General features: G+C 60.8%; 9 protein-coding genes. 6 read left to right on the top strand and 3 right to left on the bottom strand.

The genetic code is table 11. The annotated features are described in order from the left end of the window. Positions 1-138 precede the first annotated feature (138 nt). The 3 genes from EGM71_RS16275 (at position 139) to EGM71_RS16265 (ending at position 6,427) form a co-directional block, all read left to right on the top strand. Positions 139-525, top strand: coding sequence for a hypothetical protein (locus EGM71_RS16275; protein WP_100473728.1), 387 nt, complete (start codon positions 139-141; stop codon positions 523-525). 704 nt (positions 526-1,229) lie between these two features. After that, positions 1,230-5,783, top strand: a complete 4,554-nt coding sequence (locus EGM71_RS16270) for an RHS repeat-associated core domain-containing protein (protein ID WP_223224486.1) — start codon at positions 1,230-1,232, stop codon at positions 5,781-5,783. Beyond that, complete coding sequence (locus EGM71_RS16265) at positions 5,783-6,427, top strand: hypothetical protein (RefSeq protein ID WP_188485696.1); 645 nt, start codon at positions 5,783-5,785, stop codon at positions 6,425-6,427. Before EGM71_RS16270 ends, EGM71_RS16265 begins: the two co-directional genes overlap by 1 nt. Positions 6,428-7,245: 818 nt before the next feature. Here the strand turns inward: EGM71_RS16265 and coaE are convergent. From coaE to EGM71_RS16250, 3 genes are read right to left on the bottom strand one after another with little or no spacing between them, the layout of a single operon-like run. Next, entirely contained in the window at positions 7,246-7,857 is a 612-nt protein-coding gene (gene coaE / locus EGM71_RS16260) for a dephospho-CoA kinase (protein WP_188485695.1), read from the bottom strand. Between the two features lie 11 nt (positions 7,858-7,868). Next, positions 7,869-8,732, bottom strand: coding sequence for a prepilin peptidase (locus tag EGM71_RS16255; protein ID WP_100473726.1), 864 nt, complete (start codon positions 8,730-8,732; stop codon positions 7,869-7,871). Between the two features lie 7 nt (positions 8,733-8,739). Continuing rightward, complete coding sequence (locus EGM71_RS16250; protein ID WP_188485694.1) at positions 8,740-9,999, bottom strand: type II secretion system F family protein; 1,260 nt, start codon at positions 9,997-9,999, stop codon at positions 8,740-8,742. A 356-nt stretch (positions 10,000-10,355) separates the two neighbouring features. Between EGM71_RS16250 and EGM71_RS16245 the strand changes: the two genes are divergently transcribed. The 3 genes from EGM71_RS16245 to pilB all read left to right on the top strand — a co-directional run bounded on the left by EGM71_RS16245 (position 10,356) and on the right by pilB (position 13,228). Further along, positions 10,356-10,763 (top strand): pilin, encoded by a 408-nt coding sequence (locus EGM71_RS16245; RefSeq protein WP_188485693.1) that lies wholly within the window; start codon positions 10,356-10,358, stop codon positions 10,761-10,763. 102 nt (positions 10,764-10,865) lie between these two features. Continuing rightward, on the top strand, positions 10,866-11,273 hold the full coding sequence (locus EGM71_RS16240; RefSeq protein ID WP_188485692.1) for a pilin: 408 nt from the start codon (positions 10,866-10,868) through the stop codon (positions 11,271-11,273). A 224-nt stretch (positions 11,274-11,497) separates the two neighbouring features. Further along, entirely contained in the window at positions 11,498-13,228 is a 1,731-nt protein-coding gene (gene pilB, locus EGM71_RS16235; protein WP_188485691.1) for a type IV-A pilus assembly ATPase PilB, read from the top strand. The last annotated feature ends 23 nt before the right edge of the window (positions 13,229-13,251 follow it).

Here is a 13,251-nt window from a genome sequence, read left to right as displayed (position 1 = left end):
GGATGGTGCGTGGGGATTCATCAGAATCCGCTGGAGTCTTTTTCCTCGCGCTTGAGTTGTTGGGTCTCCGGTACGCCAACCCGCACCGTCCGCCACCTTGCATCCGCAGGTGGCTCGTCGTCTGCGAGGAGATTCACCATGTCCGCACGCCCCTTGTTCCCCCAACTGCACGCCCTGATCGGCGAAGCCGCCGACCTGCTGCCGGCCGACGTCGCCGAGCGTGTCGAAACCCTGCTCGATGATCCCAAAGATCTGCTGCCTGCGCTGCTTGCCCGCATGGACGGTCGCGATGCCGCGGACGGCCGGCGACTGGAAGCGCAGGGCCTCAGTCCGGCACAGGCGGCCACCATGGCCGGCCTCAGCCGCACTCTGGCCGGCTTGAATGCACTCATGCAGGTCCTGCACGCCGCCGAAGCCGCCCGCGAGCAGGGCGGTGCGCACCAGCAGCTCAGCCCGGATGTCGTCGACGGCCTGCTACTCGGCGCACGAGAACTGGCCCGTTATGCCCGCCTCCAGCTGGAGTAGTCCACGCCATGCGTGGATGCGCGATCCGCCGCCGCAACTGCCTCGGGTCGCGAGTACGCTTTTTGTGGCCCGTTTATAGCTGTTTCGCGCGCTGCCTCGGGGCGGCCGGGTGGCCACAAACTGCTGTTACGTCTTGCTACCCCTAACGATGGGGGCATGCGATGAACTCGCTTGCTACGATGAGGCAGGAACGGATTGCAGCTCAATTGCCACAATCCAATGCTCTGCGTCTGGATGCACCGCCAAGGTTTCACAGGAAGCGTCTCCTGTGTAGAGTCAGAAGGAAGCCGTGTACAGGCCATCACAAGGCTGATGCTTGGAATTGGGTGCGCCCCTATAGCATTGCTTTCTTTCGCTTTTTCCACAAGGAGGTGGTTGTGGGTGTTCTGTGTTTGGATTCGACCAGATGCGCGCTGGCCGCAACGCGGCAGACCACCTCGGTCACCTCATTGAAAGATCGGGTTGCGCATCTATGCCGGGCTGCAACGGCTTTCGGATTTCCTGTCTTGATCCTGATGCTAGGTGGGATCTTCTCCCTCAATGCTAACGCTCAAGAGCGGGTAACGAGATACTGCTACGAAAGGTGTTTCTCAAGCCTTTATGAGGCGGAGGCCGAGCTTCGGGAAAAGGCCGGTTCGTATGGCAACCTCTGGCGTAGGCGCGAGACACATCAGTACATGGATTCTGCGAATGGTCCGGTATTCATGATCCGATATACCGTAGATGATCATTCTCCTAGTGTCCTGTACGCGCCCGGCTACGTAATATCGGGTTGGGACTCACGTCAAGGCATCTGCTCCGCAGCGGTCGATCCTTACAACGCCACAAAATGCGCTAATGAGGAAGAAGCGGTCAAGGGAATGTTGGCGAACTTTAGAGCAACTTGGCCAGCTTGTCCCCACGTTGAGGAAGGTTTCGAGGGGAGCTACGCATCGGATTATGCGAGTGTTCGTCGAACTTATGGCTACGGCTCAATCTCGTTCTCGTCGGCTCTGCCAGGAGCAACGAATCGAAAGTACAACTACACCGTTTGGTGCCCGGGTTGGGGTAATGGTAACGAGCCTCCTTCCCGGCGCAACTTCTCGCTGGCGAAGATTCAACATTTTGATTGCCAAGCGGGTTTTCAACCGAAGCATGCTGACAATCCAGCGTACGTGCCGGGCGGGCTTGGCTTGGATTGGCCTCTGCTGTGCGAGCCGACTATGCCGGCGCAGGCAATCTATGTATACAACATGACGCAGACTGAATCGGCGCCTGGAAACTGCAATCCGTGCTTTCCCGCCACGGGCGATAAAGCACGGTTTGAAGTGGATTTCCAGTTTGCAGGGAAGGACTTCGTCCGTTCCTATCACTCGCTGGGGCAGATTCAGATCTCGCCCGATTTGGGCGTGAACTGGTCCCATACTTATATGGGGATGCTGACGACTGCTTATGGCACCGGGCGCTTCACAGAAAGAGGTTACCTGGAGACGTATCTGTCCGGGCGCGGGGATCGCGCTTCTGCAGAGATGCTCAGGAAGCTTCCTGACGGTGGCTTCGAGCTCATTGAGGCGTCAGGATCAACACGGCGTTTCGATGCGCAGAGACGCTTGATTGCAGTCGGTGATCCGAATCCTCAGAATGCCGTCTCGCTTCACTACGATGCGAATGGCAGGCTGCAGCGAGCCGTTGATGGGGTGGGCCGGTCGCTGGTCTTTGCCTACGAACGTGGCAGGCTGATCTCAATTACGCTCCCCGACGGCTCAGCGGCTACATACACCTACGATGGCTTCGATAACCTCACAGGGGTCGTGAGGCCCGATGGCACCTCCCGGCAGTATCTGTACGCGGAGCCTGGGCTTGCCCCAACGGGTGGCCGTAACCTGTTGACTGGCATCGTCGAAGGCGGCGCGCGGTACGCAACGTTCTCGTACAACGAGAAAGCCAAGGTCACGGGAAGTCATCTTTGGTCGGCGGGGCAGTCTGTGGACGCCATCACCATCAGCTACAACAGCGATGGCTCGGCGACGACGGTGAACAGCCTGGGTGAGGTCCGTCAGAACTTGATTGGCGGCGAGAAGTTCCGACAGATCACCCAAACCACGGACTCCAAGGGGAGCAAGTCGTTCGGGTTTACGCCAAATGGCCGACCCTCCTATACGCAGGACGCGCTGGGGAATCGCACTTCGTACGCCTACGCTGACTCAAGCAGTGGCCCGGTTTCGCAGGTGTTGACGACGACAGAGGAATCATTGGGGCGGGTGACGCGGACAGTCCGTGATTCGGGCAACAGGGTGATTGAGCAACGTGTGAGCCAGAAGAACGCTGGCAACGAACAGCTCGTTTCGCTTGATAGAGACGTGCTGGATACAGCGGGGCGTGCTCTCTATTCATGCCAGTACGATGCAACGCAGGGCACGGATTACGTATGCGGCTCCCTACCCGTTGCGCCTGGCAATGTCCGGCAGACAGCACATGCGTATTGCACGGATGCAGATGTGGCCGCCAATGCACTGCTATGCCCCCTCGTGGGCCTTCAGCGCTCGATCAAGGATCCGGCGGGCAATGTCACGCAGTTTGAGTACTTCGCCGTAAATGATCCGGGCTGTGACGCAGGGGGCGCATGTTCCCATCGCAAGGGTGATCTACGGGCAATCGTCAATGCGTTGGGTCAGCGCACCGAGTTGCTGGAGTATGACGCGCTCGGTAACCCGGTTCAGATCCGAGGCATCGATGGTTCTGTAGTCGAGCGGTTGTTCGATTCGATGGGGCGCGTTCTGACGGAGACGCTCAAGGGCGATGTGCCGGCCAGTGATCGCATCAGCCTTTATGAGTACAGCTCAACGGGCAAGCGGACTCGTGTCACCGGGCCAGATGGTGTGTGGGTTCGCATGGTCTATGACACGGCCGATCGACTGGTGGCCATCGAGGACGCGGCCGGCAATCGTGTCACCTACACCTTGGACGCTGCTGGCAACCGTATCCGCGAAGAGGTTCGGGACAGTAGTGGTGCGTTGAAGCGGTTCGGGGATCGTCAGTTCGACGCCCATAGCCAGATGACCCGACAGGCGGGTGCTGGCGGACAGCCTTTCCTCTTCCGTCATGATGCCAACGGCAACGTGCTGGAGACCGAGAGTCCGCTGGGTGTCATCTCAAAGAGTACCTATGATGGTGCAGATCGCCCCAAAGTGCAGATTCAAGACGTGGGTGGGATCAATGCCGAAGTTCGGTATGCCTATTCCGCTAACGGACAGGTAGAGCAGGTCGTCGATCCCAAGGGCCTTGCCACTGATTACGCATACGATGGCTTTGGTGCTCCCCAGCACCAGCTCAGTCCGGATACTGGCAGTGACGGCTTCACGGTGGATGCTATGGGCAACCGCACCACGCGCACCGATGCCCGTGGTGTGAAAGCGGCCTACAGCTACGATGAGCTTAACCGCCTCAAGAGCATCACTTATGCGGACCCGAATCTTGATGTGGTCTACGCCTATGATGCTGCTCCTGCGGTCTGCCCAGCCGGTGGGCGCTTCGGCGAGGGGCGCGTGGGTCAGGCGCTGCATGCGGGTGGCAGTACGGCATACTGCTATGACCGTTTCGGTCAGTTGGTACGCAAGGTACAGACGGTCGATGGGGTTGGTTTGACTCTGCGCTACGCCTACACCAAGGCGGGGAGGCTGGAGCGGTTGACCTATCCGGATGGCGCTATCACCGACTATGCCTACGACAATCTGGGCCGTACCAGTGAGGTGGGATTGACGCTTCCAGGGCAGGCTCGGAAGGTGGTCGTCACCAATATCACGTACGCACCGTTTGGCCCGATGACGGGTTGGACGTACGGTAACGGCCGCCATCTGCTTCGGGAGTTGGATGCCGATTACCGTCCGGCGCGGGTGTATGACGCGGCGCCGGGAGGCTTGTCCATCGGATTCGGCTACGACGCGGATGGGAATATTGTTGAAGTCAAGGATGGCGCCGGGACGACCACGCTGGCGCGATATAGCTACGACGCGCTGGGCCGACTGACTCAGACCCGGGACGGTGCAACCGGCACGCCGATTGAAACCTATGTGTACGACGCGACCGGAAATCGCACCTCGCTGACCACGTCGGCGGGTACCGCCAGCTATACCTATCCAGCGACCAGCCACCGGCTGACCGCGGTGGATGGCGAAGTGCGCAGTCATGACGCAGTGGGCAATACCACCAGCATCGGCAGCAAGACGTTCATCTACAACGATGCCAACCGCATGAATGCGGTGAAGCAGGGTGATGCTGTGCTGGAAAGCTACGCCTACAACCATCGCGGCGAGCGCGTACTGCGTACTCCGATGGGTGGCGCGGCGCAGATCACTCTGTATGACGAAGCAGGGCAGTGGCTTGGCAGCTATTCGGCCACGGGCCAGGCGCGGCAGCAGGCGATCTGGCTGGACAACTACCCGGTGGCGCTGATCAACGCGCCAGGCACTGGAGTGCCGGAGTTGGCCTATGTCCAGCCGGATCATCTGGGCACCCCGCGTGTGGTGATCGACCCGGCACGGGATGTGGCGATCTGGGAGTGGAGCAACAAGAGCGAGGTGTTCGGTAACCAGATTCCGAGCGCCGATCCGGATGGGGATGGTGTGGCGTTCGAGCTGGCGCTGCGCTTCCCGGGCCAGCAGGCGACGGATGCGAGTGGGTTGTTCTACAACTATCAGCGCGAGTATGACCCGGCTGTGGGGCGATATTCGCAGAGTGACCCGCTGGGACTGGCACCAAGCATTAGCAGCTATTCATACATAGATTCGTCTCCGCTGATGTTTTACGATCCTTTAGGCCTCGAAAAGAGGCAGCAGTGTTTGGCAATTGGTGAATACGCAGGCGCAGCTTGTGGTGCACTTGCCGGGGGATACGTCGGAGGCATGCTTGGAACCGCGGGTGGCGGAGCTGCGTGCAGTCCTACAGGGCCGGGGGCACTTGCATGTGCTGGTGCTGGAGGCTTGTCCGGAGCAGCTGCCGGCGGGTTTGCGGGATCGCTCCTTGGACAGCGTGCTGGCCGCGCGGCAGCGGAAGCGCTTTGCCCGGAAGACGACGATAAATGCGATAAAAAGTTGGACGCGAGAATGCTCCGTAAAGCAGGGATCGCGGGCAGCGAGCATGATGTGAAGATCGACTGGCTTGGAACCAACAAGAATATTTCTTTGTATGACCTGTGCGGCTGCGATGATGGGCGCGTTGTGCTCAAGCCGCGCGGCTGCAGAGGACCTATCGTGGAAGTTACCAATTATCGGTGGAAGTGATGCCTGCTGAGATTCTTGTGGCATTGAGGGTTTCGGTCCCCGGAAGTTCGGGTTATGGCGTGATGGCGCAGCTGTCGCGTGAGGTGAATGAAATAGCTATGGCGGATGAATTAATCAGCAGTATTGTTGATGATCAATTGGCAGTAGGTTTGATTGAGTTGATTAGTAGGGCTCCTGAGATCACCGTGCGAGTTCGGGCAGGCGAGGGGGATAGGGCGTGTCTAAATCTCTCTTCTGCAACCCTTGAAAAGATGGCGTCTATATCTGCCTCATTGAATTTTGATCCCGAGTTGACTGGAGACGGTGGCGCAGACGGATTGGAATTGGAGGAGGAAAGTGCTCCATCGACGCGACCTGAGCTGGTTGTCGTTCTCGTTGGTGACTCTCCTGCAAGTGATGAAGAAGTCATCCTTTCAAGAGTCGAGCGCCAGCAATACAGAACTGGCGACATCGAGGGGGGGGTTCATGAAGCGTTGCAGCGCGGCCTTGAGAAGGTGGAGGGAGAGGCAAAGCTGTGGGCGTTGCAGGTGGGAGTACGCCTATCGAGTCAGCGCGGGGTGTGGCCGGGTTTTAATCTTTCTTGTGACGTGATCAGACTGATGGCGTCTGGTGGAGTCTCATTGGATTTCGATCCGTATGTCTAGCTCGGTCCTGTTGGTGGCCGACAATTGGGAATCCGAATCGACCGCCCCGTATGACGCTATCCGAAGGCATGCATGAGCTCGTAGCCCGCTCTGATCTCGTCGGCGTTCATGGACTTCCCTGAGTGCTTCCTATGAACTACCCGGCTGGGGAAAAGGTGCTGCTTGGCGACACCGTTGATCTTGGTGGCGGAACGCGCGGGATCGTGGTTGCCGTGATCGATGATGATTCTTATGCAGTTGGCTTTTCCGCGGAAGAATGGCGGCACCTCGGACGAGGTGCGTTGTTGCGAGCGCCTGGATTCGGTCTACTGCATTGTATAGATACAGAGCACGACTTCACTTTGATCGAGCGCGGTCGATCAGGAAGTCCTGAGTCGTAGAGCTTAGGAGCTTGATTCATCCGCCAAGAGATTGGAGTTCTTTGCGCCCGTTGCAGAGTCTTTGGCGCCCACACAGGAAGACAGATGCTTGCCGTGCGTATTTTCGGATGTCTCGTGGGTGTGCTGATGGTCGTCTATGGCGTGGCGGTCATGGACGACGCATTAATTGGAACGGGGCCTTGCCGAGCGAACTGCAGTCTGTATAGCGCCTTGATTCGTTTGTTCGGGCAGTCGGCCTATAACAAACTGATGGGCTTTTCTTGGGTTGTCGCGGGAGTGATGTTTATTTTTGCTTCCGTTGTGGTTTGGCGCAGAAAAGGATTGGCGGATAGGCGTAAGCGGAAAAAGGGACGCCGAAGTCGATCGAGATGAAAAGATGAAATGTCTCAGTCGATCCAATCAGTGCCTGAGTGCCCCCCCCCCAACAATGCGGACGCCTCAGCCCCCAGCCAACCCCAGATACCGCTCATGCAGCGCTTCCACCTGCGCCTGCAGGTCCTCGGGGTGACCATCGTTGACCACCACATCATCAGCCAGTGCCAACCGCTGCGCGCGGCTGGCCTGGGCGGCGATCATCCTGTCAGCCAGCGCGGCGTCGATGCCGTCGCGCTGCATCAGCCGGGCGTGCTGCACGGCTTCGGGTGCATCCACCAGCAGTACCCGGTTCAACCACGGGTAGGCCTGCCGCCCACCGACCTCGGTCAGCAGTGGAATGGCGGCAATCGCATAGGGGCTGGCGGCCTGCTCGCACTGCTGTTGCATCAGCAGGCGGATGGCCGGGTGGGTGATCGCTTCCAGTGCCGCCCGTTCGGTCGGGTCGGCGAATACGTGGGCACGCAGGCGCGCCCGGTCCAGGCTGCCGTCCACCTGCAGCATGTCGGCGCCGAAGCGCTCGGCGATACGACCCAGGGCGGGGCTGCCGGTAGCGACCACTGCGCGGGCGGCCAGATCGGCGTCGGCCACCACGATGCCCAGCGCCTCGAAGCGCCGGGTCACCTCGCTCTTGCCGGCGGCAATGCCGCCGGTCAGGCCAACCACATACCGGCTCATGGGGGCTCCCCTCAGCGCAGTCCGCTCAACACCAGGTACTGCTCCACCACAGGCGCACCCCACATGAAGTACAGCCAGCCTGCGATGGCCAGGTAGGGGCCGAACGGGATGGGCGTGGCGCGGTCACGGCCCCGGGAGTACAGCCAGATCGAGCCGATGATGGCACCCAGCACCGACGACAGCAGGATGATAGGCAGGATGCCCTTCAACCCGCACCAGGCGCCGAGGGCGGCCAGCAGCTTGAAATCGCCGTGGCCCATGCCTTCCTTGCCGGTCAGCTGCTTGAACAGCCACCAGACCATCCACAGCGACAGATAGCCCACCGCCGCGCCAACCAAGGCAGGCTTGGCCGGCATGTACAGGTTGTCGATGTTGCCTATCAGGCCCAGCCACATCAGTGGCAGGGTCAACTGGTCGGGCAGCAGCTGGGTGCGCAGGTCGATGCCGGACAGGGCGATCAGGAAGCAGGTCAGCACGATGGCGCCGAAGCCCTGCCAGCCGAAGCCGAACTGCCAGACACAGGCTAGTACCAGTACCGAGGTCAGGGCCTCGACCAGCGGGTACTGCAGCGAGATCGGCGCCTTGCAGTGGCGGCACTTGCCGCCCTGGATGATCCAGCTGAACAGCGGGATGTTCTCGTACCAGCTCAGCTTGTGCTTGCAGTGCGGGCAGTGCGAGGGCTCGACCACGATCCCCGGTGGCGGGGGCTCGTAGAAGTCCGGTTCTTCCAGGACCTCGCGCGCATCGCGCTTCCACTGCCACTCCAGCCGCTTGGGCAGGCGCAGGATGACGACGTTGAGGAAACTGCCCAGCAGCAGCCCCAGGGCGGCCGCGGCGGGGTAGCCGAGGCCGGGATGCTGGTCGAGAAATGCCATGTAGTGATTATCCGACGACGGAAGCGAGCTTGAAGATCGGCAGGTACATGCCGATGACCATGCCGCCGACGATGGTACCAATGATCACCATGATGATCGGCTCCAGCAGGCTGCTGAGGGCGTCAACGGCATTGTTGACCTCCTGCTCATAGTACTCGGCCACCTTGAACAGCATGGCGTCCAGGGCACCCGCCTCTTCACCGATGCCAGTCATCTGGATGACCATGTGCGGGAACAGGGCGGTCTGCTTCATGGCCATGTTGACCGGGTAACCGACCGACACGTCGTCGCGCATGCGCAATACGGCATGCTCGTAAACCGTATTGCCGGTGGCGCCGGCCACGATGCCCAGGGCCTCCACCAGCGGCACGCCGGCCTTGAAGGTCACGGCGGTCGTACGGGCAAAGCGGGCGATCGAGCTGTTGTGCATGATCTGCCCGATGACTGGCAGCTTCAGGACCAACCGGTCCATGCCGTGCTGCATCTTGGGCGACCGTTTATAGGCCGCGATGAAGCCGACGATCGAACCAATGATGACCAGCAGGATCAGCCACCACCACGAGACCATGAACCGAGACATGTTCACGATCATCTGGGTGAAGGCGGGCAGGTCCGCGCCGAAGCCCTTGAATACGTCCTCGAACTGCGGGACTACCCAGACCAGCAGGATGCCACTGACCAGCAGGGCAACCGCCAGCACCATGGCGGGATAGAACATCGCCTTCTTGATCTTGCCCTTCAGGGCTTCGATGTTCTCTTTATAGGTGGCAACGGTATCAAGTACCGTTTCAAGCACGCCGGCGCCTTCACCAGCCCGTACTAGGTTGCGGTAGAGCTCGTCAAACTGGACAGGGTGCTTGCTGACGGCCTCGTACAACGACGAGCCGCCTTCAATGTCGGTGCGGACCGACTCCACCATCTTTTTCATGCGCGGGTTCTTGTGCCCGCTGGCGATGATGTCGAGTGCACCAACGATCGGCACGCCGGACTTCATCATTGTGGCCATCTGTCGGCTGAAGAACGCGATGTCCTTCGGTGAGATCTTGCTGCCGGCCGCACCGAACAACGGCTTGGGCTTTGGCTTGACGGCGCCGGGGGTAATTCCCTGGCGGCGCAACTCAGCCCGCAGCAGGTTCGCGTTCTTCGCGGCCTGCTCTCCCTTCATCTTCACGCCCCGCTTGTCGGTCCCCTCCCAGACAAACGGCTGCAGCTCCGTGGTGCTGCGCGCCACGGGCTCCTTCTTGATCGCACTGCGACTGACAGACATATCGGCTCCCCAAGACCCGCCATCCCCAGGCGGGCGTCTAGTCGTCGATGGTAGCGGGTTCATGCTCGTCTGGGCAGTTGTTGGGGGTGCCATCATGCGAATTCGTGCCGGGTGCCGACCAAAGGTGACGCACTGCGTCACATTGCCGCGTCCATCGCAGATTCGCATCCGGGGGGTTCCCATCCGTGAAATAGCTGCCATCATGGGCGCGGGGAAATCCAGGGGGAGGCGTGCCGGGGTTGGCACGCAACCTGCGTTGATCCACCCGCAGGGTACAGGACCCGCTCAGCTGGCCGCCGGCCAGACCGATCCTGTGCTCTGAAATCAACCACCACTTATCTTGGGGATGTACCAAAATGAAGAACCAGAAGGGCTTCACCCTTATCGAACTGATGATCGTCGTTGCGATCATCGCCATCCTGGCCGCCATCGCCCTGCCGATGTACCAAGACTATGTGGCCAAGTCGCAGGTCACTGCTGGCCTGGCTGAAATCACCCCGGGCAAGACCCAGTTCGAAGTCGCCATCAACGAAGGCAAGGCTGTTGCTAACGCAGCTGCTATCGGCCTGAAGATTTCGGATCGTTGCACCGCTATCACTGTCACCGACGGTGCAGATGGCAGCATCGCCTGCAAGCTGGCAGGCAGCCCGAAGATCAAGGACGCAACCATCACCCTGAAGCGTGCTGATACCGACGGCACCTGGACTTGCACCACCTCGATCACGGAAGCCAAGTACATTCCGAGCGGCTGCAAGAGCGCCTAATTAGGTAGCTCACAGCTGTACAGAGGCCCCGCTAAGTCGGGGCCTCTTTTTTGGTGGCGTTGACGGCGCCACGGGGCTCATCGCACTCAGGGGGAGTGAGGAATGCGTAGAATTCGAGGTTTCACATTGATTGAATTGATGATCGTAGTTGCGATCATCGCGATCTTGGCGGCGATCGCTTTGCCGATGTATCAGGACTACGTGGCGAAGTCCCAATTGACGTCCGCTCTTGCCGAAATCAGGCCAGGCAAGACCACGATTGAGACGGTCGTCCAAGATAGCCGTGACGCCAGTTTGATTACTGCCGACTACATTGGCTTGAGGGTTTCTGAGCGCTGCACCGCTCTTGATGCGGCAGTTGCATCCTCGGGCGTGGGCAACGTGACGTGTACCGTCGGAGGAGCTCCGCCTATCAATGGCAAAGACCTCATCCTCCGCCGCGCAGCTGACGGCACCTGGACCTGCGACGGCAGCGCCTTCGAAGCGCGCTATCGCCCAACCGGCTGTTGATCACACTTCGGTCTGCCAATGGGATGTTGGCGGGCCGTTGACGGGGCTATCATCCCCGGGGGAGTCAGGATCGTGCCTGCCGGGCTGGGAGTGCCGGGCGAGGCAGTCATGCTGAAGGATTGGCGTCGTCGTCGGCCATCGGGTCGCGGCAGGTTCTGCTGCCCTGTGCGGTGCCCCTGGAAGGCGCGCCGCACTGCCTGACCCATGATGAGCCAAGGATCCATATGAATGCCGTAACCACCGCCAATCTCGTCGGCATCACCGGCCTGGCCCGTCGCCTGGTCCAGGATGGTGCGCTGGACGAGGCTTCCGCCCGCGATGCCATGGCCAAGGCCGCTGCCGCCCGGCAGCCGCTGCCGACCTGGTTCGCGCAGAACAAGGTGGTTGGGGCGGCCCAGTTGGCGGCCGCCAACGCGGTCGAGTTCGGCATGCCGCTGTTCGACGTGTCCACGTTCGACGCCAGCCAGAACGCGATGAGCCTGGTCAGCGAGGAGCTGCTGCGCAAGCACAACGTGCTGCCGCTGTTCAAACGCGGCGGCAAACTGTTCGTGGGCACCAGCAACCCGACCCATTCGCTGGACGAGATCAAGTTCCACACCAATCTGGTGGTGGAGCCGATCCTGGTGGACGAGGATCAGATCCGCCGCACATTCGAGCAGTGGCATGCCAGCCATGACACGCTGGGCGACGCGCTGGGCGGTGACGACGATGGCATGGGCAACCTGGACGTCGCGGCCGGAGACGAGGATCTCGGCGCCGGTGGCGACTCCGGTATCGATGCCAAGGGCGATGACACCCCGGTGGTGAAGTTCGTCAACAAGGTGCTGGTGGACGCGATCCGCAAGGGCGCCTCGGACATCCACTTCGAGCCCTACGAAGATGATTACCGCGTGCGTCTGCGCATCGACGGTCTGCTGAAGATGGTGGCGCGCGCGCCGGTGAAGTTGAACCAGCGCATCGCCGCACGCCTGAAGGTGATGGCGCAGCTGGATATCGCCGAAAAGCGCGTGCCGCAGGACGGACGCATCAAGCTCAACCTGTCCAAGACCAAGCAGATCGACTTCCGCGTGAGCACGCTGCCGACCCTGTTCGGCGAGAAGGTGGTGCTGCGTATCCTGGACGGCAGCGCGGCCAAGCTGGGCATCGACAAGCTGGGTTACGAGCCGGACCAGCAGAAGCTGTTCCTGGAAGCCATCCACAAGCCATATGGCATGGTGCTGGTGACCGGCCCGACCGGTTCGGGCAAGACGGTGTCGCTGTACACCGCGCTGGGCATCCTCAACGACGAGACGCGCAACATCTCCACCGCCGAAGACCCAGTGGAAATCCGTCTGCCCGGCGTCAACCAGGTGCAGCAGAACAACAAGCGCGGCATGACCTTCGCCGCAGCGTTGCGCTCGTTCCTGCGACAGGATCCGGACATCATCATGGTCGGCGAAATCCGCGACCTGGAGACGGCCGAGATCGCGATCAAGGCGGCGCAGACCGGCCACATGGTGCTGTCCACGCTGCACACCAACGATGCGCCGCAGACCATCGCGCGTCTGATGAACATGGGCATTGCGCCGTACAACATCACCAGCTCGGTGACCCTGGTGATCGCCCAGCGCCTGGCGCGCCGGTTGTGCAGCAACTGCAAGCGCCCGTCCAATCTGCCCGAGCATGCGTTGCTGGCCGAAGGCTTCACCCAGGCACAGCTGGACGCGGGTATCGAGCTGTATGAGGCGGTCGGCTGTGATGAGTGCACCGAGGGCTACAAGGGCCGTACCGGCCTCTACCAGGTGATGCCGATGACGGATGAGATCGCCACGATCGTGCTGGCCGGTGGCAATGCGTTGCAGATTGCCGAGGCCGCGCAGCAGATCGGGGTGAACGATCTGCGCCAGTCGGCGTTGAAGAAGGCGGCTGCGGGCGTCACCAGCCTGGCCGAGATCAATCGCGTTACGAAGGATTGAGGTAGATCCACGCCGTGCGTGGA

This window comes from Stenotrophomonas maltophilia (assembly GCF_006970445.1).
Taxonomy (GTDB): Bacteria; Pseudomonadota; Gammaproteobacteria; order Xanthomonadales; family Xanthomonadaceae; genus Stenotrophomonas; species Stenotrophomonas maltophilia_AU.
This window is presented reverse-complemented; position numbering and strand designations above follow the sequence as displayed.